24 protein-coding genes are annotated in these 22,252 nt (G+C 70.5%); 11 read left to right on the top strand and 13 right to left on the bottom strand.

Annotated elements, in window-relative coordinates; all coding sequences use genetic code 11:
• Positions 1-81: 81 nt before the first annotated feature.
• Positions 82-1,224, bottom strand: coding sequence for a tRNA dihydrouridine synthase DusB (gene dusB, locus ACGFYN_RS07285; RefSeq protein WP_393864761.1), 1,143 nt, complete (start codon positions 1,222-1,224; stop codon positions 82-84).
• A 97-nt stretch (positions 1,225-1,321) separates the two neighbouring features.
• Between dusB and ACGFYN_RS07280 the strand changes: the two genes are divergently transcribed.
• A complete protein-coding gene (locus tag ACGFYN_RS07280) occupies positions 1,322-2,767 on the top strand; it encodes an MFS transporter (RefSeq protein ID WP_393864760.1) in 1,446 nt (481 codons plus the stop codon).
• Between the two features lie 88 nt (positions 2,768-2,855).
• Here the strand turns inward: ACGFYN_RS07280 and ACGFYN_RS07275 are convergent, their stop codons facing one another.
• The gene (locus ACGFYN_RS07275; protein WP_393864759.1) at positions 2,856-3,767 is read right to left on the bottom strand and encodes a helix-turn-helix transcriptional regulator; all 912 of its coding nucleotides are present in this window, start codon (positions 3,765-3,767) and stop codon (positions 2,856-2,858) included.
• 101 nt (positions 3,768-3,868) lie between these two features.
• Here ACGFYN_RS07275 and ACGFYN_RS07270 point away from each other — a divergent pair, with 101 nt between their 5' ends.
• From ACGFYN_RS07270 to ACGFYN_RS07260, 3 genes are all read left to right on the top strand, one after another.
• The gene (locus ACGFYN_RS07270) at positions 3,869-5,296 is read left to right on the top strand and encodes an MFS transporter (RefSeq protein WP_393864758.1); all 1,428 of its coding nucleotides are present in this window, start codon (positions 3,869-3,871) and stop codon (positions 5,294-5,296) included.
• Positions 5,297-5,418: 122 nt separating this feature from the next.
• Complete coding sequence (locus ACGFYN_RS07265; protein WP_393864757.1) at positions 5,419-5,625, top strand: hypothetical protein; 207 nt, start codon at positions 5,419-5,421, stop codon at positions 5,623-5,625.
• A gap of 95 nt (positions 5,626-5,720) precedes the next feature.
• Complete coding sequence (locus ACGFYN_RS07260; protein WP_393864756.1) at positions 5,721-6,869, top strand: serine hydrolase domain-containing protein; 1,149 nt, start codon at positions 5,721-5,723, stop codon at positions 6,867-6,869.
• A gap of 18 nt (positions 6,870-6,887) precedes the next feature.
• On the opposite strand, the gene ACGFYN_RS07255 is transcribed toward ACGFYN_RS07260, so the two are convergent.
• Entirely contained in the window at positions 6,888-7,478 is a 591-nt protein-coding gene (locus tag ACGFYN_RS07255; protein ID WP_393864755.1) for a TetR family transcriptional regulator, read from the bottom strand.
• A 25-nt stretch (positions 7,479-7,503) separates the two neighbouring features.
• Positions 7,504-8,514: an aldo/keto reductase gene (locus ACGFYN_RS07250; protein ID WP_393864754.1), complete on the bottom strand. Its 1,011-nt coding sequence runs from the start codon at positions 8,512-8,514 to the stop codon at positions 7,504-7,506.
• 147 nt (positions 8,515-8,661) lie between these two features.
• Between ACGFYN_RS07250 and ACGFYN_RS07245 the strand changes: the two genes are divergently transcribed.
• A complete protein-coding gene (locus tag ACGFYN_RS07245) occupies positions 8,662-9,708 on the top strand; it encodes a chitinase (protein WP_393864753.1) in 1,047 nt (348 codons plus the stop codon).
• A gap of 4 nt (positions 9,709-9,712) precedes the next feature.
• On the opposite strand, the gene ACGFYN_RS07240 is transcribed toward ACGFYN_RS07245, so the two are convergent.
• Entirely contained in the window at positions 9,713-10,324 is a 612-nt protein-coding gene (locus ACGFYN_RS07240) for a LysE family translocator (RefSeq protein ID WP_393864752.1), read from the bottom strand.
• 156 nt (positions 10,325-10,480) lie between these two features.
• Complete coding sequence (locus tag ACGFYN_RS07235) at positions 10,481-11,863, bottom strand: glycine--tRNA ligase (RefSeq protein WP_393864751.1); 1,383 nt, start codon at positions 11,861-11,863, stop codon at positions 10,481-10,483.
• Between the two features lie 173 nt (positions 11,864-12,036).
• On the opposite strand from ACGFYN_RS07235, the gene ACGFYN_RS07230 reads away from it, so the two are divergent.
• From ACGFYN_RS07230 to ACGFYN_RS07215, 4 genes are all read left to right on the top strand, one after another.
• Positions 12,037-12,996: a metal ABC transporter substrate-binding protein gene (locus ACGFYN_RS07230; RefSeq protein WP_393864750.1), complete on the top strand. Its 960-nt coding sequence runs from the start codon at positions 12,037-12,039 to the stop codon at positions 12,994-12,996.
• 11 nt (positions 12,997-13,007) lie between these two features.
• Positions 13,008-13,763, top strand: a complete 756-nt coding sequence (locus tag ACGFYN_RS07225) for a metal ABC transporter ATP-binding protein (RefSeq protein ID WP_393864749.1) — start codon at positions 13,008-13,010, stop codon at positions 13,761-13,763.
• Complete coding sequence (locus ACGFYN_RS07220) at positions 13,763-14,665, top strand: metal ABC transporter permease (RefSeq protein ID WP_393864748.1); 903 nt, start codon at positions 13,763-13,765, stop codon at positions 14,663-14,665. Before ACGFYN_RS07225 ends, ACGFYN_RS07220 begins: the two co-directional genes overlap by 1 nt.
• A gap of 61 nt (positions 14,666-14,726) precedes the next feature.
• Entirely contained in the window at positions 14,727-15,146 is a 420-nt protein-coding gene (locus ACGFYN_RS07215) for a Fur family transcriptional regulator (RefSeq protein ID WP_393864747.1), read from the top strand.
• A gap of 68 nt (positions 15,147-15,214) precedes the next feature.
• Here the strand turns inward: ACGFYN_RS07215 and ACGFYN_RS07210 are convergent, their stop codons facing one another.
• From ACGFYN_RS07210 to ACGFYN_RS07190, 5 genes are read right to left on the bottom strand one after another with little or no spacing between them, the layout of a single operon-like run.
• On the bottom strand, positions 15,215-16,546 hold the full coding sequence (locus ACGFYN_RS07210; protein WP_393864746.1) for a histidine-type phosphatase: 1,332 nt from the start codon (positions 16,544-16,546) through the stop codon (positions 15,215-15,217).
• 60 nt (positions 16,547-16,606) lie between these two features.
• Complete coding sequence (locus ACGFYN_RS07205; protein ID WP_393864745.1) at positions 16,607-17,458, bottom strand: isoprenyl transferase; 852 nt, start codon at positions 17,456-17,458, stop codon at positions 16,607-16,609.
• A gap of 59 nt (positions 17,459-17,517) precedes the next feature.
• Positions 17,518-18,264, bottom strand: a complete 747-nt coding sequence (gene recO, locus ACGFYN_RS07200; RefSeq protein ID WP_393864744.1) for a DNA repair protein RecO — start codon at positions 18,262-18,264, stop codon at positions 17,518-17,520.
• A 26-nt stretch (positions 18,265-18,290) separates the two neighbouring features.
• Positions 18,291-18,941 carry a DUF1266 domain-containing protein gene (locus ACGFYN_RS07195; protein WP_393864743.1) on the bottom strand — a complete coding sequence of 217 codons (651 nt, stop codon included), beginning with the start codon at positions 18,939-18,941 and terminating at the stop codon, positions 18,291-18,293.
• A 16-nt stretch (positions 18,942-18,957) separates the two neighbouring features.
• Positions 18,958-19,173, bottom strand: a complete 216-nt coding sequence (locus tag ACGFYN_RS07190) for a hypothetical protein (protein WP_393864742.1) — start codon at positions 19,171-19,173, stop codon at positions 18,958-18,960.
• Between the two features lie 170 nt (positions 19,174-19,343).
• Between ACGFYN_RS07190 and ACGFYN_RS07185 the strand changes: the two genes are divergently transcribed.
• Entirely contained in the window at positions 19,344-20,177 is an 834-nt protein-coding gene (locus tag ACGFYN_RS07185; protein ID WP_393864741.1) for a Scr1 family TA system antitoxin-like transcriptional regulator, read from the top strand.
• Positions 20,159-20,371: a DUF397 domain-containing protein gene (locus ACGFYN_RS07180; protein WP_393864740.1), complete on the top strand. Its 213-nt coding sequence runs from the start codon at positions 20,159-20,161 to the stop codon at positions 20,369-20,371. Before ACGFYN_RS07185 ends, ACGFYN_RS07180 begins: the two co-directional genes overlap by 19 nt.
• On the opposite strand, the gene ACGFYN_RS07175 is transcribed toward ACGFYN_RS07180, so the two are convergent.
• Together ACGFYN_RS07175 and ACGFYN_RS07170 are read right to left on the bottom strand one after the other, a co-directional pair.
• Positions 20,338-21,006 carry a response regulator gene (locus ACGFYN_RS07175; RefSeq protein WP_393864739.1) on the bottom strand — a complete coding sequence of 223 codons (669 nt, stop codon included), beginning with the start codon at positions 21,004-21,006 and terminating at the stop codon, positions 20,338-20,340. The two genes, ACGFYN_RS07180 and ACGFYN_RS07175, sit on opposite strands and share 34 nt — an antisense overlap.
• A complete protein-coding gene (locus ACGFYN_RS07170; protein ID WP_393864738.1) occupies positions 21,003-22,199 on the bottom strand; it encodes a sensor histidine kinase in 1,197 nt (398 codons plus the stop codon). The genes ACGFYN_RS07175 and ACGFYN_RS07170 overlap by 4 nt, the downstream gene beginning before the upstream one ends.
• Between the last annotated feature and the right edge of the window lie 53 nt (positions 22,200-22,252).

Genomic DNA, 22,252 nt, shown 5'->3' with positions numbered 1-22,252 from the left:
CACCCCCGCGCGCAGGCACAGGACGCACGCCACCACCCCCGCGCGCAGGCACGAGACGCACGCCACCGAACCCGGGGAAACTCAACCCCCGGACGTGTCCAGTTCGGCGTCCTCGCCGACCCCGGCGCAGTCGTACGGGTCCTTCAGCCATCCGTCCGGCAGCACGACCCGGTTGTTCCCGGACGTCCGCCCCCGCGGCCCGTCCGCACCCACCGGCCACGCCTGGTCCAGATCCAACTCGTCCAGCCCGGACCGCAGTTCCTCCAGCGAGGAGGTGATCGCGAGCCGCTTGCGCATCTCGCTGCCGACCGCGAACCCCTTCAGGTACCAGGCGACGTGCTTGCGGAAGTCGACGACGCCCTTCGTCTCGCTGCCGATCCACTCCCCGAGCAGCGTGGCATGCCGCACCATGACGTCGGCGACCTCCCGCAGCGAGGGCCGCGCGACATCCTCCGGGCGCCCCTCGAACGCCGCCACCAGATCCGAGAACAGCCAAGGCCGCCCCAGGCACCCCCGCCCCACGACCACCCCGTCGCACCCGGTCTCCCGCACCATCCGCAGCGCGTCCTCCGCCGACCAGATGTCGCCGTTGCCGAGCACCGGAATCTCCGGCACGTGCTCCTTCAGCCGCGCGATCGCATCCCAGTCCGCCGTGCCGCCGTAGTGCTGGGCGGCGGTGCGCCCGTGCAGCGCGATGGCCGTCACGCCCTCCTCGACGGCGATCCGCCCGGCATCGAGATACGTGATGTGGTCGTCGTCGATGCCCTTGCGCATCTTCATGGTGACGGGGAGATCACCGGCCCCGGACACCGCCTCCCGCAGGATCGCGCGCAGCAGATTCCGCTTGTACGGCAGCGCCGACCCGCCGCCCTTGCGTGTCACCTTCGGCACCGGGCACCCGAAGTTCAGGTCGATGTGGTCGGCCAGGTCCTCCTCCGCGATCATGCGGACGGCCTTGCCGACGGTGGCCGGGTCGACGCCGTAGAGCTGGACGGACCGGGGCTTCTCACTCGCGTCGAAGTGAATGAGCTGCATGGTCTTCTCGTTGCGCTCGACCAGCGCCCGCGTCGTGATCATCTCGCTCACGAACAGGCCCTTGCCACCGCTGAACTCCCTGCACAGGGTGCGGAAGGGCGCATTGGTGATCCCGGCCATGGGCGCGAGCACGACGGGCGGCGTGACGGCGTGCGGACCGATCTGCAAGGAGGAGAAGGGCGTGGGCATTCCCCCATTGTCCCGTACGCCGTCGGGTACTCGGTCCGAGGATCTTGTATCGGTCATTAGTTAGACGCACTATCGAAACAGTCGTACGATGGGCCGCATGCCAGAGCTCAGCCCCCGACGACGTCTCCTGGTGCTCGCGATCTGCTGCATGAGCCTGCTGATCGTGAGCCTCGACACCACCGCCCTGAACGTCGCCCTGCCGTCGATGCAGCACGAACTGCACGCCCCCACCTCGGGTCTCCAGTGGACGATCGACGCCTACACCCTGGTCCTGGCCTCGCTGCTGATGCTCGCGGGTTCCACCGGTGACCGGGTGGGCCGCAAGAAGGTCTTCATGGCGGGCCTGGTCGTCTTCTCCCTCGGCTCCCTGCTCTGCTCCCTCGCCCCCAGCCTGGACGCGCTGATCGCGTTCCGCATGGTCCAGGCGGTCGGCGGCTCGATGCTCAACCCGGTCGCGATGTCGATCATCACCAACACCTTCACGGACCCGCGCGAGCGCGCCCGCGCGATCGGCGTGTGGGGCGCGGTCGTCGGCATATCGATGGCCGCGGGCCCGCTGGTCGGCGGCCTGCTGGTGGATTCGGTCGGCTGGCGCTCGATCTTCTGGGTCAACCTGCCGGTGGGCCTGGCCGCGCTGCTGCTCACCCTGCGCTTCGTGCCCGACTCCCGCGCGCCCAAGGCCCGCCGCCCCGACCCGGTCGGCCAGGTCCTGGTGATCGCCCTGTTCGGCTCCCTGACGTACGCGATCATCGAGGCGCCGGACTCCGGCCTCGGCTCCATCCTGCCGTTCGCCCTGATCGCGGCGGCCGCGCTGGCCGGACTCCTCCGGTACGAGCCGCGGCGCGACGAGCCCCTCATCGACCTGCGCTTCTTCCACTCCGTGCCGTTCAGCGGGGCCACGGTCATCGCGATCAGCGCGTTCGCCGCGCTCGGTGGCTTCCTGTTCCTGTCGACGCTGTACCTGCAGAACGTACGAGGGCTGACCGCCCTGCACGCCGGCCTGTGGATGCTGCCGATGGCGGTGCCGATATTCCTGTGCGCGCCCCTGTCCGGACGGCTGGTCGGCAGTCGCGGACCACGGCTGCCGCTGGTGATCGCGGGGATCGCGATGACCGTGAGCGCGGTGCTGTTCGCGGCGTTCGACGCGGAGACGTCCGACGTGACGCTGTTCGTGGGGTACGTGCTGTTCGGTATCGGCTTCGGGTTCGTGAACGCGCCGATCACCAACACCGCGGTGTCCGGGATGCCGCGGGCGCAGGCGGGGGTCGCGGCGGCGGTCGCGTCCACCAGCCGTCAGCTGGGGCAGACGCTGGGGGTGGCCGTCGTCGGGGCGCTGCTCGCCTCCGGCGTGGCGGGCTCGTCGTACAGGTCGGAGTTCGTGGCGGCTTCCGTGCCGGGGTGGTGGGTGCTGGTTGCCTGTGGCGGGGCGGTTCTGGTGCTCGGCATGGTGACGAGTGGACGTTGGGCCCGGGGTACCGCTGAGCGGACGGCTGAGCGGTTGCAGTCTGCGGAGGTTCGCGAAGCGGCGGGGATCGTCGCGTAGTTGGGCGGGTGCGGGTTCGTGGGGGCTGGTCGCGCCCACGCGGCGGAGCCGCACATCGATACGGCCCCGCGCCCCTGAAAGCTTGCAGTCACCCCGTTTGAGCAGCTTCCCTCTCCAGCGCCATCCGCTGCAGCCTCTCCAGCCGTTCCCGCGACACCTCGTCCACCGGTGCGTACGTCACCATCCGCGGGCCCAGTTCCGGGCCGAGCCAGAGGTCGGTGTGGTGGATCGTGATGCGGCCGACGTGGCGGTTGTCGAACTCCTTGCGCTTGGTGCGGTGGGCGACGACCTCGTGGCGGTCCCACATCTCGCAGAAGTCCGGGGACTCCGCGCGCAGGCGCTTGAGGAGCATCTTCCAGGCGGGCTCGGCGAGATGGCCCGCCATCGTGGCGCGGAAGCGGGCGGCCATCAGGCGCTGGGCCTCGTCGAGGTGGACGATCGACGAGCGCCAGTCGGCGTTGGTGTAGGAGAGGACCATGCAGTTGCGGTCCTCGGCGGGTACGGCGTCCAGGTCGCAGAGCAGCAGGCCGTACGTGCGGTTGTAGGCCAGGATGTCGTAGCGGCTGTTCTGCACGCAGGCCGGGACCGGCTCCATCTGCTCCAGGATGGTGCGCACCCCGGGCGTGATCGACGGGCAGACCGTGGCCGGGGACGGGTCGACCTGGCCCGCCAGCTGGAAGAGGTGGGCGCGCTCGCTGGGGTCCAGGAAGAGCGTGCGGGCCAGGGCGTCCAGGACCTGCACGGAGACCTGGATGTCGCGGGCCTGCTCAAGCCACGTGTACCAGGTGACGCCGACCGCGGCGAGGTGCGCGACCTCCTCGCGGCGCAGGCCCGGGGTGCGGCGCCGGCGGCCACGGGGCAGACCGACCTGCTCGGGCGTGATGTGCTCGCGTCGGTGCCGCAGGAAGGCGGCGAGTTCGTGCCGCCGTACCGAACCGGCGTCCCTGGTCGCAGGGGTGTCCGGGGTGTGTACCGCCTGATCCTGGGCCATGGTCGTCATGCCTCCAGACTGCCGCCGTGCGGACCCTGTTGCCAGGTACTCCTTCTACCAGGACAAGAAGACTCTGGTACCAGTCTGCGGCCGGCCGCAGGCTCGAGGACGTGACCGAAACCATCGCTACACGCACCGTCCGGACGCCACCCGCGGCGCCCTCGCTCGGCGGCCTCGGACTCTTCACCGTGCTGCTGGCAGCGGCACTGCCTCTCATCGACTTCTTCATCGTCAACGTCGCCCTGCCGACCATCGGCAAGGACCTGCACGCGAGCGAGTCCGTCCTCGAACTGGTCGTCGCCGGGTACGGGCTCGCCTACGCCGTCCTGCTCGTCCTCGGGGGGCGACTCGGCGACCTCTTCGGGCGGCGCCGCTTCTTCCTCGGCGGCATGGCCGCCTTCGGCCTGACCTCACTGGCGTGCGGGCTCGCGCCCAGCGCCTGGACGCTCGTCGCGGCCCGGGTCGCGCAGGGCGCCGCGGCCGCCGCGATGCTGCCGCAGGTGCTCGCCACCATCCAGGCGGCCACGGCCGGACCGCGCCGGGCCAAGGCCATGGGGCTCTACGGCGCCACGGCCGGGCTGTCCATGGTGGCGGGCCAGATCCTCGGCGGCATCCTCGTGGCCGCCGACCTCTGGGGCACCGGCTGGCGCTCGGTGTTCCTGGTGAACGTGCCCGTGGTCGTCGCCGGCCTGGTGCTGGCCGTGCGCGGGGTGCCCGAGACCCGCTCCCAGCACCCGGAGCCGGTGGACGGACCCGGCACCGTCCTGCTCACCGCGTCCCTGCTCGCGCTGCTGGCCCCGCTCACCGAGGGCCGCTCGGCGGGCTGGCCGCTGTGGACGTGGCTGTCGCTGGTGGCGTTCCCGTTCGTGGCGGCGGCGTTCTACACGGTCGAGCGCCGGGCGGACCGGCAGGGCCGTACGCCGCTGGTGCCGCCGAGCCTGTTCGCGCTCCACTCGCTGCGTCGCGGCCTGGTGATGATCGTCCCGTTCTCCGTCGGCTTCAGCGGATTCATGTTCGTGATCGCCGTCGCCCTGCAACGGGGCGCGGGGCTCGGGCCGGTGCCGGCGGGGCTGGCACTCGCGCCCATGGCCGTCGTCTTCTTCTGCGTCTCGCTCGCCGGGCCGCGGCTCGTCGCCCGGTACGGCACCCGGGTCGTGACCGCGGGTGCGGTGATCCAGGGGCTCGGCGTCGGGCTGATGGCGCTGGCCGCCTGGCGCTCCTGGCCGGACCTAGGCCTCACCGAACTGCTCCCCGGCGCGGCGCTCGCGGGAGCCGGGCAGGCGCTCCAACTGCCCATCGTCTTCCGGGTCGTCCTCTCCGAGGTGCCGGCCGCGCGGGCCGGTGTCGGCAGCGGTGTGATGATGACCACCCAGCAGTCGGCCCTGGCGCTCGGTGTGGCCGCCCTGGGCACCCTCTTCCTCTCCCTCGTCCCGGCCCACGGAATGCAGAACGCCCTGGTCACGACGCTGCTGGTGCAGCTGGCCTGTGTGGCGCTGACCGGGCTGCTCAGCCTGCGGCTGCCGCGGACGATCGGGTGAGCGCGGGGCCGCGGACCCGGGGGAGGTTGTGGGGAGCCGCTCACGGATTGGCCAACTCGCTGTGAAGAAAACCCTGTTGATGTTGGTCTTGCTGCACACTCCTGTGTCGGAGGCGAGGCAGCATGCTGGAGATCAAGACGAGCAAGGTGAGCCGCTGGGACCAGCACGGACGTGAGCACATCGTCCGGGTGCAGCGGACCGGAGTGCAGCGCACGATCAGATGTGACACCTGCGGCTGGCGCAAGGCGGCGCAGTTCCTGCCCTGGCTGAAGGCGGAGGAGCATCTGGCCGAGGCGCACCAGGCGACGGTGGACCCGTCGGAGGATTAGCGGAGCGGGAGCCGACTCCGGCCGATGACTTTCCGTCGCCCCCGCAGTCGTAGAAGGCGTAGACGGTACGACGACCACGCACCGGAAGGCCGCCCATGAGCGCTCTGCACGACATCCTGAACCGGCACGTCGAGGCGGGCACCGTGCCCGGTGCCGTGGCCCTCGTGGCCCGCGGTGACGACGTCGAGGTGGTGACCGCCGGGTCGGTGGACACCGACGGCACCGCCCCGATGGCCCGCGACTCGATCTTCCGGATCGCCTCGATCACCAAGCCGATCACCGCCGCGGCGGTGCTGATGCTGATCGAGGACGGCGTGCTCGAGCTGGACTCGCCCGTCGAGGAGTGGCTGCCGGAGCTGGTGAAGCCGGTGGTGGTGCGCACGCCGTCGAGTCCCGTCGCGGACGTGGTCCCGGCGGAGCGCCCGATCACGGTCGAGGACCTGCTCAGCTCTCGCACCGGCTGGGGCTTCCCCGCCGACTTCACGCTCCCCGCGGTGCAGTCGCTGTTCACGGTGCAGAAGGACGGCCGCGCCCTGCGGTCCTGGCCGGAGGCGGGCGCCTGGCTGGGCCTGCTCGCCCAGGTGCCGATGCTGTACCAGCCGGGCGAGGCCTGGCTCTACGGCACCTCGTCCGATCTGCAGGGCATCCTGATCGCCCGGGCGTCCGGCCGCAGCCTGCCCGACTTCCTCGCGGAGCGGGTCTTCGAGCCGCTGGGGATGACGGACACGGCGTTCGAGGTGCCGTCGTCGAAACGGCACCGCTTCACGTCGGCCTACTCGACGAACCCGGACGGCACGCTGAGCCTCTTCGACGCCCCGGACGGCGAGTTCGCCGCTGTCCCCGCCTTCCACTCGGGTGGCGGCGGTCTGGTCTCGACGGCGGACGACTGGCTGGCCTTCGCCCGGCTGCTCCTGCACTCCGGCACCGCCCCGGACGGCCGCCGGCTCCTGACCCCCACCTCGGTGAGCCGCATGACCACGAACCACCTGACGGCGGAGCAGCGCGACCGCGTCCCCCTCTTCCTGGAGGGCCAGGGCTGGGGTTACGGAGGCCAGGTCGACGTCACCCCGTCCGACCCCTGGAACGTCCCCGGCCGCTACGGCTGGGTGGGCGGCACGGGCACCACGGCCCACATCGTCCCGCCCACGGCGACCGTCTCGGTCCTGCTCACCCAGGCGGCCATGCAGAACCCGACCCCGACCCCGCTGATGCGCGACTTCTGGCGGTATGTGGCGGGCGGCTAGCGGGTGTTGCGAGAGTCCCTAGGCCCGCAGCCCCCGCACCACCAGATCCACCAAAGCCTCGAACTCGGCCTCCACCCCCGGCAGTTCCCACTCGCTCGCGTAGCCGGGGTCGTGAAAGCGGCCCGTGGCCTGGAACAGGGCGCGGGCCGCGACCGCCGGGTCCTCGACCGCGAAGGTGCCCGCCTCGGCGCCGGCGCGGACGATGCGGGTGAGCTGGCTGGTCAGTTCGGTGATGTGCTCGCTCACCACCTCGCCGGACTCGCCGACCAGGACCGAGTACGTGGCGAAGAGTTCCGGGTCGGCGCCCGCCTTCTTGCGCTTGGCGGCGAAGAGGGCCGCGCACCACTCTCGCAGCCGGGCCTCCGGGTCGCGCTCGGCGTCCGCCGCTATCCCGGCCAGGACCTCCGTCGTGCGGTCCAGCCACCGCTTCGTCACCGCCTCCCGCAGCGCCGCCTTCGTGCGGAAGTGGCGGTAGACGCTGCCGTGGCTGACGCCGAGCGCGCGGGCCACGTCGACCACGGTCGCCTTGGCCGGACCGTGGCGGCGCAGCACCTCCTCGGTCGCTTCGAGGATGCGCTCGGAGGTCAGGGTCTCGCTGGTCGGAGGCATGTCTAGACGGTACCCGGCAGCGCGATCAGCGTTCGCTGTCGAGCATGGCCATCTGCGCGGGGGCGTACCGTTCACCGGCCGCCGCGTCCGCCGGTACGGCGGCCTCGATGGCGGCGAGGTCGGCCGTGTCGAGAGTCACGTCCAGGGCGCCCAGCGCCTCACCGAGCCGCTCGCGGGTGCGGGCGCCGACCAGCGGCACGATGTCCTCGCCCCTGGAGAGCACCCAGGCAATGGCGATCTGGGCGACGGAGACGCCCTTCTGCTCGGCGACCTTGCGCAGGGACTCGACCAGCGTGAGGTTGTGCTGCAGGTTCTCCCCCTGGAAGCGGGGCGAGTGGGCGCGGAAGTCGGTCGGCCCGTACTCCCGGCCGGCCGTGACATGACCCGAGATCAGCCCGCGGGAGAGCACACCGTACGCGGTGACGGCGATGCCCAGCTCGCGCAGGGTGGGCAGGATCTCCCGCTCGGGGCCTCGGGAGATGAGCCCGTACTCGATCTGGAGGTCGGCGATCGGGGCGGTGGCGGCGGCCCGGCGGATGGTGTCCGCGCCCACCTCGCTGAGCCCGATGTGGCGGACGTATCCCTGCTCCACGAGTTCCGCGATCGCGCCGACGGTCTCCTCGATCGGCACGTTCGGGTCGAGCCGGGCGGGACGGTAGACGTCGATGTGGTCGACGCCGAGGCGCTGGAGGGAGTACGCGGCCCAGGTCTTCACGGCGGCCGGGCGCGCGTCATAGCCGTGCCACGCGCCGTCCGGGCCGCGCTGGGCGCCGAACTTCACACTGACCAGCGCGTTCTCCCGCAGGCCGGCCGGGGCCGTGCGCAGGGCCTCGCTGATCAGCAGTTCGTTGTGGCCCATGCCGTAGAAGTCGCCGGTGTCGAGCAGGGTCACACCGGCTTCCAGGGCGGCGTGGACGGTGGCGATGGACTCGGCGCGATCCGCCTCGCCGTACATGCCGGACATGCCCATGCAGCCGAGGCCGAGGGCGGAGACCTGAGGGCCGGTGGTTCCGAGGTTTCGTGTCTGCATCGTCATGGGGTTCACCTTGCCATGACAGCTGACAGATTTCAATATCTGTCATTCCATACTTGGAAACTGGTCCAGACCTATTGACGAAAGGTCTGGACCGCTGCACTGTCATGCCTACGACACCTCACCGCACCCCCCACCGGGAGGCCTCGCATGATCCGCCGCGCCCTGAGCCTGCTCACCGCCGCCGTCGCGACCGCCTGTCTCGCGCAGTTGCCCACCGCGCCCACCGCCTCCGCCGCCGACACCTGCGCGGTGAAGTCGAGGCCCGCCGGCAAGGTCCTCCAGGGCTACTGGGAGAACTGGGACGGCTCCGCCAACGGCGTGCACCCGCCCTTCGGCTGGACCCCGATCACCGACTCCCGTATCGCCGCGCACGGTTACAACGTGATCAACGCCGCCTTCCCGGTGATCCGCTCCGACGGAACGGCCCTCTGGGAGGACGGCATGGACTCGGGCGTGAAGGTGGCGACGCCCGCGGAGATGTGCGCGGCCAAAGCCTCGGGCCAGACGATCCTGATGTCGATCGGCGGCGCGACGGCCGGCATCGACCTCAACTCGACCGCCGTGGCGGACAAGTTCGTCTCGACGATCGTCCCGATCCTGAAGAAGTACAACTTCGACGGCATCGACATCGACATCGAGACCGGCCTGACCGGCAGCGGCAGCATCTCCCAACTGTCCACATCCCAGGCCAACTTGATCCGCATCATCGACGGCATCCTGGCGCAGATGCCGGCCGGCTTCGGCCTCACCATGGCCCCGGAGACGGCCTACGTCACCGGCGGCAGCATCACCTACGGCTCGATCTGGGGCGCGTATCTGCCGATCGTGAAGAAGTACGCGGACAACGGCCGCCTGTGGTGGCTGAACATGCAGTACTACAACGGCAGCATGTACGGCTGCTCCGGCGACTCCTACTCGGCCGGCACCGTGCAGGGCTTCACCGCCCAGACCGACTGTCTCAACAAGGGCCTTGTAGTGCAGGGCACGACGATCAAGGTGCCCTACGACAAACAGGTCCCGGGCCTGCCCGCGCAGTCGGGAGCGGGCGGCGGCTACATGTCCCCGTCACTGGTCTCCCAGGCCTGGAAGCACTACGGCACCTCACTCAAGGGCCTGATGACCTGGTCGATCAACTGGGACGGCTCGAAGAACTGGACGTTCGGCGACAACGTGAAGTCGCTGCAGGGCCGTTGACCCGCTAACGCGCCGTCAGCGCCAGCTTCGCGCCCAGCGCCACGAACGACCCCGCGAAGCTCCGCCGCAGCCACGTCATCACCCTCGGCCGTGAGGTGACGTGGCTGCGGACCGAGGCCGCGAGCACGCCGTAGGCCGCGAAGACGACGAAGGTCGCCAGCATGAACACCGCGCTCAGGCCCAGCATGTGAGGGAGGGCGTGCGGTGCCGACGGGTCGACGAACTGCGGCAGGAACGCGAAGAAGAAGATCGTCAGCTTCGGGTTGAGCAGATTGATCAGCACGCCCCGCACGATCACGCGCCCGGCGGAGACCGGCGCGGCATCCTCGTCGACGTCGATCGCCTGCCTGTCCCGCAGGGTCGCCCAGGCCATGTACAGCAGATAGCCGACCCCGGCGTACCTGACGACCTCGAACGCCGCGGCACTGGCGTTGAGCAGCGCCGCGAGCCCGGTCACGGTGGCCACCACATGCGGCACGATCCCGAGCGTGCACGCGAAGGCCGCGACCACGCTCGCCCGCCGGCCACGGGACAGCCCGGCGGCGAGCGTGTAGACGACACCGGTACCGGGGGTGGCGACGACCACGAGTGTGGTGAGGAGAAAGGCGAGGCTCATGCCCGCCAGCCTGCCGCCCCCGGCGGCCCCCGATACAGAGCCAAAGGCATCCCGGCGTCGAGGGCCAATGCCGAAAACGCCGGACGGGCGACCATCAGCCCGTCCGGCGTTCGAGGACGAGGCCCGTTCAGGGCCGATACAGCAACCGCAGCAGACCTAGCTACCGAGCAGACGCCCGGCCAGGTACCCCTCGATCTGGTCCAGCGACACGCGCTCCTGCTTCATCGAGTCCCGCTCGCGCACCGTCACCGCGTTGTCCTCGAGCGTGTCGAAGTCGACGGTCACGCAGTACGGCGTACCGATCTCGTCCTGGCGACGGTAGCGGCGGCCGATCGCGCCTGCGTCGTCGAACTCGATGTTCCAGTTCTGCCGCAGCGCCTGCGCGAGACCCTTGGCCTTCGGGGACAGCTCGGGGTTGCGGGACAGCGGAAGGACGGCGACCTTCACGGGAGCGAGGCGGTGGTCGAGACGCAGGACCGTCCGCTTCTCCATCTTGCCCTTGGCGTTCGGCGCCTCGTCCTCGACGTACGCGTCGAGCAGGAAGGCGAGCATCGCCCGGCCGACACCGGCCGCGGGCTCGATGACGTACGGCGTCCAGCGCTCGCCCGCCTCCTGGTCGAAGTAGGAGAGGTCCTGGCCGGAGGCCTTGGAGTGGGCGTTCAGGTCGTAGTCCGTGCGGTTGGCGACGCCCTCCAGCTCACCCCACTCGCTGCCGCCGAACTGGAAGCGGTACTCGATGTCGGCGGTGCGCTTGGAGTAGTGGGAGAGCTTCTCCTTCGGGTGCTCGTACCACCGCATGTTCTCCTCGCGCAGGCCCAGGCCGGTGTACCAGTTCCAGCGCTGCTCCATCCAGTACTCCTGCCACTTCTCGTCCTCGCCCGGCTTGACGAAGAACTCCATCTCCATCTGCTCGAACTCGCGGGTGCGGAAGATGAAGTTGCCGGGCGTGATCTCGTTGCGGAAGGACTTGCCCATCTGCGCGATGCCGAACGGCGGCTTGCGGCGCGAAGTGGTCTGCACCTGGCCGAAGTTGGTGAAGATGCCCTGCGCGGTCTCGGGGCGCAGGTACGCGATGGAGCCGGAGTCCTGCGTCGGGCCGAGGTGCGTCGACAGCAGGCCCGAGAACTGCTTGGGCTCGGTGAACTGGCCCTTGTTGCCGCAGTTCGGGCAGTTCACGTCCGCCAGGCCGTTCTCCGGCAGGCGCTTGTGCTTGGCCTCGTAGGCCTCCTCCAGGTGGTCCGCGCGGAACCGCTTGTGGCAGGAGGTGCACTCGGTGAGCGGGTCCGTGAAGGTGGCGACATGGCCGGAGGCGACCCAGACCTCGGGCGCCAGGATCACGGACGAGTCGAGACCGACCACGTCCTCGCGCGAGGTCACCATGTAGCGCCACCACTGGCGCTTCAGGTTCTCCTTGAGCTCGACACCAAGCGGCCCGTAGTCCCAGGCGGCACGCTGGCCGCCGTAGATCTCACTGCACGGGAATACGAAGCCACGGCGCTTGCTCAGGCTGACGATGGTGTCGATCTTGTCGGCGGCCACGGTGCTCTCTTCATTACGACGACGGACGACGAAGCGAGGCGCTTCTCCAGCGAATGCTTCAGGGTACCGGCGGGGGCTCCCCCTCAATCAAATCGGTACGACTTAAGGGCCTCGCGGGCGCCTTCACCCGGGCTTGTTGACAACGGTTTCCATGTTAGTTGAAAATGACTGTCATGAACGTACGACGACGCCTCATACCCGCCGTGGCGACCGCGGCCGCCACCGCCCTCGGTCTCGCGACCCTCTCCGCCTGCTCGGCCGAGAGCGCCGCCGCCGGCGGCACGGACAGGTTCGACGTCGTCGCGTCGTTCTATCCGATGGCCTTCCTCGCGGAGCGGATCGGCGGCTCGCACGTCCACGTCACCTCCCTGACCCAGCCCGGCCAGGAGCCGCACGACCTGGAGATCAGCGCCAAGCAGACCGCGCAGCTCCAGGAGTCGGACGCGGTGCTCTACCTCAAGAACCTCCAGCCCTCCGTCGACGACGCGGTGGCCCAGTCCGAGGTCCGGACCAAGATCGACGCCGCCTCCCTCACCTCGATGGAGAAGCACGGCAACGAGGTCGGCGGTCACGCCGCCTCCCACGACCACTCCGAGAACGAGGAGAGCTCCGGCCTCGACCCCCACATCTGGCTCGACCCGGTGCGCTACGCCGAGGTCGCCGAGGGCGTCGGCAAGGCCTTCGAGAAGGCGGACCCGGACCACGCCGCGGACTACCGGAAGAACACCGCGGCCCTGGTGAAGCGGCTCGATGCCCTGAACACGCAGTTCAAGGACGGGCTCGCGCGGACCGGGTCCAAGGTCTTCATCACCACGCACGCCGCCTTCGGCTACCTCGCCGAGCGCTACGGCCTGACCGAGGAGGCCATCAACGGCCTGGACCCCGAGTCCGAGCCGAGCGCGGCCCGGGTGAAGGCGCTGGAGGAGATGGCGAAGGCCGACGGCGTGAGCACCGTCTTCTACGAGACGCTCGTCAGCGACAAGACCGCGAAGACCGTCGCCTCCGACGCCGGACTCAAGACGGACGTGCTCGATCCGATCGAGGGCATCACGGCCAAGTCCCGCGGCAAGGACTACTTCGCGGTCCAGGAGGCCAACCTCAAGGCGCTGCGACAGGCGCTGGGCGCCAAGTGAGGGGGGACGGGATGACCGGCGAACCTGTCGTATCCGTGCGCGGCGTGCGGGCCGAGCTGGGCTCGCGCCCCGTCCTGCGCGGCATCGACCTGACCGTGCACCGCGGGGAGGTCGTCGCACTGCTCGGCGCGAACGGCTCCGGCAAGTCGACGGCGGTCCGCACACTCATCGGGCAGGTGCCGGTGAGCGCGGGCGAGATCGAGCTGTTCGGCACGGAGCGCAGGCGGTTCCGGGACTGGGCGCGGATCGGGTACGTCCCGCAGCGCACCACCGCCGCGGGCGGCGTCCCGGCCACCGTCACCGAGATCGTGTCCTCCGGGCGGCTGTCCCGGGCCCGTTTCGGCGTGCTGCGCAAGGCGGATCACGCGGCGGTGCGGCGGGCCCTGGAGCTGGTCGGCATGGCGGACCGGGCGAAGGACTCCGTGAACGCCCTCTCCGGCGGCCAGCACCAGCGCGTGCTGATCGCCCGCGCGCTCGCCGCCGAGCCCGAACTGCTGATCATGGACGAGCCGATGGCGGGCGTCGACCTCGCCAGCCAGGAAGTCCTGGCGCGGACGCTGCGGGAGCAGGTGGCCCAGGACGCGACCGTCCTGCTCGTCCTGCATGAACTCGGGCCCCTGGAGCCCCTGATCGACCGGGCCGTCGTCCTGCGCGACGGCTGCGTCCTGCACGACGGCCCGCCCCCGCGGGCGCTCGGGCAGCACGCCCTGCCGGGCCACGACCACGTACACCCGCATGCTCCGACCCGTACAGGACTGCTGAGCTGATGGACATCCTCGACTACGCCTTCATGCAGCGGGCCCTGCTCGCCGCCGTCCTGGTCGGCGTCACCGCACCCGCGATCGGCATCTACCTCGTGCAGCGCAGGCAGGCCCTGATGGGCGACGGCATCGGCCATGTGGCGATGACGGGTGTCGGCCTCGGCTTCCTGCTCTCCGCGTCCCCGGTCTGGATGGCCACCGCCGTCTCCGTCCTCGGCGCGGTCCTCATGGAACTGATCCGCTGGTACGGCCGCACCCGCGGCGACATCGCACTCGCGATGCTCTTCTACGGCGGCATGGCCGGCGGCGTGATGTTCATCAACCTCGCGCCCGGCGGCTCCAACGCGAACCTGACGTCGTACCTCTTCGGGTCCCTGTCCACGGTCTCGCCCTCGGACGTCACCGCGATCTGCCTGCTCGCGGGCTTCGTCGTGCTGGTCACCGTCGGTCTGCGCCGGCAGCTCTTCGCGGTCAGCCAGGACGAGGAGTTCGCGCGGGTCACGGGGCTGCCGGTGCGCGCCCTGAACCTGCTCACCGCGGTGACGGCGGCGGTGACGGTCACGGTCGCGATGCGGGTGGTGGGCCTGCTGCTGGTGAGCGCGCTGATGGTCGTCCCGGTGGCGGCGGCCCAGCAGTTGAGCCGCAGCTTCGCGGCCACCTTCGCGATCGCGGTCGCGATCGGGGTGACGGTGACGATCGGCGGCACGGTCACCTCCTACTACCAGGACGTGCCGCCCGGCGCGACGATCGTGCTGCTGACCATCGCGGCGTTCGCCGTGCTGACGGCGCTCGCGGCCCCGCTGGCCCGGCGCCGCGCCCGTGCCGCCACCGACGCGCAGCCCGCCGGGGATCCGGCAGAGTGCGCGATTCCGGCCGCGCGTGGCTCGGACGGCAAGGTCGGCGTCTGACCGCGCACAGCCCGGACTGGCACAATGTCCGGGCAGACGCAGGCTGACCAAGGAGGAACCGGTGACGACCGCTGGACCGCCCGTGAAGGGCCGTGCGACCCGGCAGCGGGCAGCCGTGGCGGCGGCCCTGGACGAGGTCGAGGAGTTCCGCAGCGCGCAGGACCTCCACGACATGCTGAAGCACAAGGGCGACTCGGTCGGGCTGACCACCGTCTACCGCACCCTGCAGTCCCTCGCCGACGCGGGCGAGGTGGACGTTCTGCGCACGTCGGAGGGCGAGTCGGTGTACCGCCGCTGCTCCACCGGCGAGCACCATCACCATCTGGTCTGCCGCGTCTGCGGCAAGGCCGTCGAGGTGGAGGGGCCCGCGGTGGAGAAGTGGGCGGAGGCGATCGCGGCGGAGCACGGGTACGTCAACGTGGCCCACACGGTCGAGATCTTCGGTACGTGTTCTGACTGTGCGGAGAGCTCGGCGGGTTAGGCGGTCGTGCGGCTGCGGGTGCGTTGTGGCTTGTCGCGCAGTTCCCCGCGCCCCTGAGGAACTGCAGCTCAGGCCCGGTTGAAGCAGTGCTCCAGTTCGTTCAGGTCGTAGAAGCTGCTGCCCTTCTTGATCGGGGTGCAGGGCTGCTTGAAGGCGACTTCCTTCTCGTTGTAGAGCATGCGGACCAGGTAGCGGCTGCCCTTCCGGAAGACGTCCCACTGGATGTTGGAGCCGAGCGGAGCGACGTTCGCGCCGCGCCAGGGGTTGTTCTTGTAGGTGTACGGGACGCCCGGTGTCGCCGGCTTCGTGCTGCCGGGCAGGCCCATGAGGGCGGCCAGGGGGATGATCTCCTCGGCGTGGGTGAAGCGGAGTTCGGCGCCGAGGGTGCTGGTGCCGGCCTTCTTCGCCTCGATCTGCCGGAAGAAGTCGTCGAGGAGGACGCCGGCCATCTCGTAGGTGATGTCGCTGTCCGAGAAGCCGGGACCCTTCTCGTAGAAGTCCTCCGCGTCCGACAGATAGCCGAACCAGGCCGCGTCGGAGCGGGAGATGTACCGCTCCATGCCCCAGCCCCTGCCGTCCGGGCTCTCCCCGCTCATCGCCGGGGCGATCGCGTACAGGTTGTAGACGGCCTGCGCGGCGGCCACCTGGTCGGCGGCGGCGAGCCGGTCGACGAAGGCGGGCGTGAAGAGCCGGAGCAGGACGCTGCGCGCCGCCTCGTGGGTCCTCGGCTGGTCCGTGATCGACTGCAGGGTGTCGGCGAGGCGCTTGTCGTTCGCGATGTAGTCGCGGTAGGCCGCGCCGCCGGCCGCCTTGTGGAAGTACAGCAGGTCCTTGTCGGTGCGGGTCGCGCCGATGAGGGGCTTCAGGCCGGGGTCGGTGTCCCCGAGGGCGCCGGCGTAGAGGTTCGCGCTGTCGACCGCCCGGCCCTGGCCGGAGCTGACGACGTCGATCTTCTCGCCGTTCTCGGCGATCGCGGCGAAGAGGGACGGCAGGCGGTCGGCCGCTCGGGCGGCCGTGCCCCGGATCTCCTGCTTGCCGCGGGCGCTGAGGTTGCCGTACCCGATCTTCGCCATCGCGGCCTGGAGCGCCCGCACCTTCGGGCCGAACTCCGTGCCCTTACGAGTGAGTTGGCCGACCGCGTGCGCCTTGTCCCACAGGCCGAGGACCAGGTCGGCGTCCTCGCCGTCCGTCGCGGAACGGGAGCCGTGCCGGGAGACGTTCTCCGTGAAGACGGGCGTGAAGCCGGCGGGTGCCTTCTCGTAGGCGCGCGGGTTCTGCTCGGGGGCGTAGGGCGCCTTGGTGCCGTAGCTGTCGGTGTGTGCGGGCCGGCCGGCGGCCTGGGCGGGCAGGGCCGCGACCAGCACGGTGCACAGCGCGAGGGCGGGAGTCACACGATTCATGGCCGGATCGTCGGCGATCGCCGTGAACCCGCCCTCGCCGGGCGGATGAACCGCCGGTGGCTACGAAGTGGCCGAATCGCCGCGCATCTCGCGCTCCATCTTCAGGAGCTCCTCGTTCGGCACGGCACCGCCGAACCGGCGGTCGCGGGAGGCGAATTCGACGCAGGCGCGCCACAGGTCGCGGCGGTCGAAGTCGGGCCACAGGACGTCCTGGAAGACCATCTCGGCGTAAGCGCTCTGCCAGAGCAGGAAGTTGGAGGTGCGCTGCTCGCCGCTGGGACGCAGGAACAGGTCCACGTCCGGCATGTCCGGGTAGTACAGGTACTTCGCCAGGGTCTTCTCGGTGACCTTGGACGGGTCGAGCCGGCCCGCCTTCACGTCCTCCGCGAGGGCCTGCGCGGCGTCCGCGATCTCCGCCCGGCCGCCGTAGTTCATGCAGAAGTACAGCGTGAGCAGGTCGTTGTCCTTGGTCTGCTCCTGGGCGATCTGGAGCTCCTTGGCGACCGACTTCCACAGCTTGGGCATCCGGCCGACCCAGCGCACCCGGATGCCGAGCTCGTCGAGCTGGTCGCGGGACTTGGCGATGAACTCGCGGTTGAAGTTCATCAGAAATCGGACCTCTTCGGGCGAGCGCTTCCAGTTCTCGGTGGAGAAGGCGTACAGCGAGATGTTGCCCACGCCCATCTCGATCGCGCCCTGAAGCACGTCCACGACGCGCTCGGCGCCGACCTTGTGACCCTCGGTGCGCGGCAGGCCGCGCTCCTTCGCCCACCGGCCGTTCCCGTCCATGACGATCCCGACGTGGCTCGGGACCAGCTCGCCCGGCAGCTTCGGCGCGCGGGCGCCCGACGGGTGCGGCTCCGGCGCGTTGTACTCACGGCGCCGGCGTCCCAGGATCCCGCGTACTGCCATGTGTTTCTCGTCTCCTTAAGACGGGTTGCCGTTGCAGACGGCTTGCTCTGCCGGGCGGTTCACTTCTCCACGTAACGAAGCGAACGCAGCCCGCGTTCCAGATGCCAGTGCAGGTAGGCGGAGACCAGCCCGCTGCCCTCCCTGACGTACCGCGGCTCGCACGCGTCCGCGGTCTCCCAGTCTCCCGTAAGCAGCGCGCCGAGGAGCTCCAGGGTCTGCGGCGAGGGTACGACGCTGCCGGCCACCCGGCAGTCCACGCAGATGGAGCCGCCCGAGGCGACCGAGAAGAACCGGTTCGGGCCGGGCATTCCGCACTTCACGCAGTCGGTGAAGCTGGGGGCGTAGCCGTTGACCGCGAGGGAGCGCAGCAGGAACGCGTCGAGGATCAGGTGCGGGGCGTGCTCGCCGCGGGCCAGGGTCCTGAGCGCGCCGACGAGCAGCAGGTACTGCTGCACGGCCGGCTCGCCCTCGTGGTCGGCGAACCGCTCGGCGGTCTCCAGCATGGCCGTGCCCGCGGTGTAGCGGGCGTAGTCGGCGACGATCCCGCCGCCGTACGGCGCGATGGTCTCGCTCTGGGTGCACAGGGGCAGACCGCGCCCGATCAGCTCGCTGCCGCGCGCGAAGAACTGCACGTCGACGTGGGAGAAGGGCTCGAGGCGGGCGCCGAACTTGGACTTGGTGCGCCGGACGCCCCTGGCCACGGCGCGTACGCGCCCGTGCCCGCGCGTGAGCAGGGTGATGATCCGGTCCGCCTCACCCAGCTTCTGGGTGCGCAGCACGATGCCGTCGTCGCGGAACAGACTCATGAGGCCATTCTCCCGTACGGCCGCGCTCAGCGTGCCCGGTCGGGGTGGCTGATGGTGTCCCAGGGGGCCAGGTTCCAGGGGCTGGTCCCGTTCGCCGGGTCCAGCAGCGCGCTCAGATGCGCGTCGGCGGCGGACTGCGGGGCGGGGACGGATCCCTCCCGTGCGCCGCTCAGCCCCTCCCGCCACACCTGCCGGCCCAGCAGGTAGTGATCGGCGTACTCCTGCCAGGAGGCGTACGTCCGCACCACCGACGGCACGATGTTCTTCAGCGCCGTCCACGCCTCGGCCTCGGAGATCAGACCGGCCCCGAAGCCGAGCCGGGCTATGTCGACGTACAGGGCGGCGTCCCAGGCGAGCGGCGCGACACCGAAGCGCTGCTGGGCGCGCGCCCGGTAGCCGCTGCGGGAGAGTTCGTCGAGCCGGCCGGCCAGCTGCTCCCGCGAGGTGATCACCCACTGCTCGGCGAGCCAGCCACCGGCGCTGTCGTCGTCGATCCGCGTGAACGGGTACAGGGTGGTCCGCGAGGCACTCCGGTCCCGGCTCACCGGCGCGCTCAGGGACACCATCCAGAGCTGATGCCGGGTGAGGGGGACGGGGTAGCGGGAGGTGGCCCTGGGACTGGCCCACCGTCTGCCGCCGCTCCGCTCTTTCCGCCGTCTCCACTTCCACAGGCCCATGCGCCCGCACCTTACGTCAAGGGACTTCGCCCCGGCTGCGTGCGTTGGCGTACGCGGTCGCCGCGCTGAGACGTTCGGAAGTGGTGGCTCCGCGCACGGCGCCGGGGTCGGCGTCCCACTCCCTGCCACCGCCGTACGGTCTCAGTTGTACGTACGGTCCTTCATGTCCCATGACGATTCCCACCTTTCCCGTACGTGTGTCTACGACATGGGTACCGATGGAGGGTTTCATTTCCTCTCCTTGACGACCGTAACAAATGCGACGGACAATTCCTGCACCACCTTTTCTCGCTCCCCCCTCCTTTCCGGTTTCACGCTTTTCATCTCCAGCATGGCCCGTTCCGCCTACACTCGGCAGGAGACTGCCCACTACAAGTGGGGCGCAGCGCAAGGGGGTTGGCCGTGGCCAACGGTTCGCAGCAAGCGGTGTGGGAGTTCTTCGGAGCGGAGCTCAAACGGCGGCGTGAGGCCGCGGGGATCACCCAGGCGGACCTGGGCTCCCGCGTCTTCGTGTCGGGCGCCTACATCGGGCAGTTCGAGCAGGCCATTCGAAAACCCCAGCCGGATATCGCGAGCCGGATTGACGAGATCCTGCAAACCGACGGTATTTTCGAGCGTCTGTGTCTGAAGCTGATTGACGACCCCCGGTACGCGGATTACTTCGCGAAGGCGGCGGAACTCGAACGGCTGGCTGCGAACATCTGCGAGTTCGCGCCCGCACTGGTGCCGGGGCTGTTGCAGACGGCTGACTACGCCCGTGCGGTCACCCTGGCGATGAATCCGTTCGCCGCGGACGAGTACATCGAGGAGAAGGTCGCGGGGCGCCTGGAGCGCCAGCGCATCCTCAAGGACGCGACACGGCCCGTGTATTGGGTGATCCTGCACGAGAACGTGCTGCGGATCCCGCTCGGCGGAGCCGAGGTCATGGCCAGCCAGCTGGAGCACGTGGCGAAGGTCGCGCGCGAGCGGACGGTGCTGGTGCAGGTGCTGCCGTACGGGGCGGGGGCATACGCGGTCATGACCGGTGACCTGAAGCTGATGGAGTTCGAGGACGCACCGCCAACGGCCTATACAGAAGCCGTGTATTCGGGCCATCTGCTGGACGATCCGGCTGTGGTGAAGCGGGCCCGCGGAGCATACGATCAGCTCAGGGCCGCCGCGCTGTCGCCGGACGCGTCCCGGGCCCTCATCGAATCGGCGGCGGAGGACTTCAGACGATGCGCGCGTTCGACCTGAGCAACGCACACTGGCGCAAGAGCACCTACAGCGACGGCAACGGCGGCAACTGCGTCGAGGTCGCCGACGGAGTCCCCGGTGTCGTCCCCGTCCGGGACAGCAAGGTGGCCCAGGGTCCCGTCCTGGTCGTGGGGGCCGCCGTCTGGGCCCTGTTCGTCGGCTACTGCCGTACCGACACCAGCCCGGCCTCGTAGGCCATGATCACCAGCTGAACCCGGTCCCGCGCGTCCAGCTTGGTCAGCAACCGCGTCAGGTACGTCTTCGCCGTGGCCACGCTGATGCACAGCTCGGCGGCTATCTCGGCGTTGGACAGGCCGCTGCCGACCAGCGTGAGGACCTCGCGTTCGCGGTCGGTTATGGCCTTCAACTCGCGGCGCCCGCCCACCGGTTCGGGCCGCGCGGCGAACTCGTGGATCAGGCGGCGGGTCACGCTCGGCGCGATCAACGCGTCCCCGGCCGCCACCACCCGTACCGCGGCGATGATGTCGTCCAGGGCCATGTCCTTGACCAGGAAGCCGGACGCGCCGGCCCGCAGCGCACCGTAGACGTAGGCGTCGTCGTCGAAGGTGGTCAGGACGACCACCCGCGCCTCGGGCTCCGCCTCCGTGATGCGGCGGGTCGCCTCGATGCCGTCCATGCCGGGCATGCGGATGTCCATGACGACCACGTCCGGGGCGAGTTCGGCGGCCAGCCGCACCGCCTCCTCCCCCGTGCCCGCCTCGCCTGCCACGTCCACGTCCTCGATGTCGGCCATGACCATGCTGAGTGCGGTACGGATAAGTTCCTGGTCGTCGACGAGGAGCACCCGGACCGGTGGCTGCCCGCTCATCGCGCCGCCGCCGGGAGCGGCAGGCGGGCGGCGACGCGGAAACCGCCCTCGGGGCGCGGCGCGGCCGTGAACTCGCCGTGCAGCAGGGCGACCCGCTCGCGCATGCCCGCGAGGCCGAAGCCCGTGTCCGTGGCGCTTCCCCGGCCGCGGCCCTCGTCGGTGATCTCCAGGGCGAGTTCGTCGTCGCCGTAGCGCAAGGTGACATGGCACTGGCGGGTGCCCGCGTGGCGCACCACGTTCGTCACCGACTCCTGCACGATGCGGAACGCCGACAGGTCGATGTCCGGCGGGAGTTGGCGCCTCTCCCCCAGCCGCCGCACCTCCACCCGGACGCCCGCCGCGGAGGTCGTGGCCGCCAGCCGGTCGACGTCCCCCAGGCCCGCGGGGGCGGCCCGCGGTGACTCCCCCTCGTCCGCCGCCCGCAGCGCGACCAGCATGCGGCGCAGGCCGGCCAGGGTCTCCCGGCCCTCGTTCTCCACGGCCCGCATGGCCGCGAGAGCCGCCTGAGGGCGGGCCGTGGCGACGCGGGACGCCGCTCCGGCCTGGAGGGCGATGATGCCGATGCTGTGGGCCACGGTGTCGTGCATCTCGCGGGCGATGCGCAGCCGTTCGGCCGTGACGGCCCGGGCCGCGTGCTCGGCGCCGAGCCGCTCGGCGTGCACGCGGGCCTGGTGCGCGGAGTTGCCGAGCAGCCAGGCGATGACGGTGACGAGGACCACGGCCAGTTCCGCGGACATGCCGACGGACCAGCCGCGCAGCAGCCGTACGGCCAGATACACGATCAGCGTGGCGATCGCCATGGCCAGGGCGGTGAACGCGACGCGGCGCGGGTGCGCCGCCGCGATGAAGTAGAGGGCCACGACGACCGTGAGGTACTGGGCCATCGGCAGTTCGCCGACGCCCAGCGTGGTCGTCTCGGCGATCGCGGCCAGGACGATCAGCGTCAGGGCGGCCAGCGGTCTGCGGTGCAGCAGTTGGGAGCCCCGCACCGCGAGCGCGGTGGCCACGACGAGGACCGTCAGGCCGTCCCAGCGGTACAGCTGGGCCGCAGGCCACCGCCCCGGCTCGGTCTCGCCGGGCAGCCGGAAGGTCGTCAGCAGCGTGAACAGGGTGCTCGCGCACCACACGAGCGCGGTCCAGGCGCCCGGCGGCACGCGCTTGACCAGGGGCTGCGGGGGCGGGACGGTCGACATGCCGCGATCGTAGGCGCGCGGGAGCGCACGGTCATCGGCCCGTGGACGTACAA

Source organism: Streptomyces sp. NPDC048419 (assembly GCF_043200415.1).
Classification (GTDB): domain Bacteria; phylum Actinomycetota; class Actinomycetes; order Streptomycetales; family Streptomycetaceae; genus Streptomyces.
This window is presented reverse-complemented; position numbering and strand designations above follow the sequence as displayed.

Bases quoted from the DNA above. Each gene is read 5' to 3' on its own strand.
- dusB (WP_393864761.1), bottom strand. From the start codon at position 1,224: ATGCCCACGCCCTTCTCCTCCTTGCAGATCGGTCCGCACGCCGTCACG.
- ACGFYN_RS07280 (WP_393864760.1), top strand. From the start codon at position 1,322: ATGCCAGAGCTCAGCCCCCGACGACGTCTCCTGGTGCTCGCGATCTGC.
- ACGFYN_RS07275 (WP_393864759.1), bottom strand. From the start codon at position 3,767: ATGACGACCATGGCCCAGGATCAGGCGGTACACACCCCGGACACCCCT.
- ACGFYN_RS07265 (WP_393864757.1), top strand. From the start codon at position 5,419: ATGCTGGAGATCAAGACGAGCAAGGTGAGCCGCTGGGACCAGCACGGA.
- ACGFYN_RS07260 (WP_393864756.1), top strand. From the start codon at position 5,721: ATGAGCGCTCTGCACGACATCCTGAACCGGCACGTCGAGGCGGGCACC.
- ACGFYN_RS07255 (WP_393864755.1), bottom strand. From the start codon at position 7,478: ATGCCTCCGACCAGCGAGACCCTGACCTCCGAGCGCATCCTCGAAGCG.
- ACGFYN_RS07250 (WP_393864754.1), bottom strand. From the start codon at position 8,514: ATGACGATGCAGACACGAAACCTCGGAACCACCGGCCCTCAGGTCTCC.
- ACGFYN_RS07245 (WP_393864753.1), top strand. From the start codon at position 8,662: ATGATCCGCCGCGCCCTGAGCCTGCTCACCGCCGCCGTCGCGACCGCC.
- ACGFYN_RS07240 (WP_393864752.1), bottom strand. From the start codon at position 10,324: ATGAGCCTCGCCTTTCTCCTCACCACACTCGTGGTCGTCGCCACCCCC.
- ACGFYN_RS07230 (WP_393864750.1), top strand. From the start codon at position 12,037: ATGAACGTACGACGACGCCTCATACCCGCCGTGGCGACCGCGGCCGCC.
- ACGFYN_RS07225 (WP_393864749.1), top strand. From the start codon at position 13,008: ATGACCGGCGAACCTGTCGTATCCGTGCGCGGCGTGCGGGCCGAGCTG.
- ACGFYN_RS07220 (WP_393864748.1), top strand. From the start codon at position 13,763: ATGGACATCCTCGACTACGCCTTCATGCAGCGGGCCCTGCTCGCCGCC.
- ACGFYN_RS07210 (WP_393864746.1), bottom strand. From the start codon at position 16,546: ATGAATCGTGTGACTCCCGCCCTCGCGCTGTGCACCGTGCTGGTCGCG.
- ACGFYN_RS07205 (WP_393864745.1), bottom strand. From the start codon at position 17,458: ATGGCAGTACGCGGGATCCTGGGACGCCGGCGCCGTGAGTACAACGCG.
- recO (WP_393864744.1), bottom strand. From the start codon at position 18,264: ATGAGTCTGTTCCGCGACGACGGCATCGTGCTGCGCACCCAGAAGCTG.
- ACGFYN_RS07195 (WP_393864743.1), bottom strand. From the start codon at position 18,941: ATGGGCCTGTGGAAGTGGAGACGGCGGAAAGAGCGGAGCGGCGGCAGA.
- ACGFYN_RS07190 (WP_393864742.1), bottom strand. From the start codon at position 19,173: ATGAAACCCTCCATCGGTACCCATGTCGTAGACACACGTACGGGAAAG.
- ACGFYN_RS07180 (WP_393864740.1), top strand. From the start codon at position 20,159: ATGCGCGCGTTCGACCTGAGCAACGCACACTGGCGCAAGAGCACCTAC.
- ACGFYN_RS07175 (WP_393864739.1), bottom strand. From the start codon at position 21,006: ATGAGCGGGCAGCCACCGGTCCGGGTGCTCCTCGTCGACGACCAGGAA.
- ACGFYN_RS07170 (WP_393864738.1), bottom strand. From the start codon at position 22,199: ATGTCGACCGTCCCGCCCCCGCAGCCCCTGGTCAAGCGCGTGCCGCCG.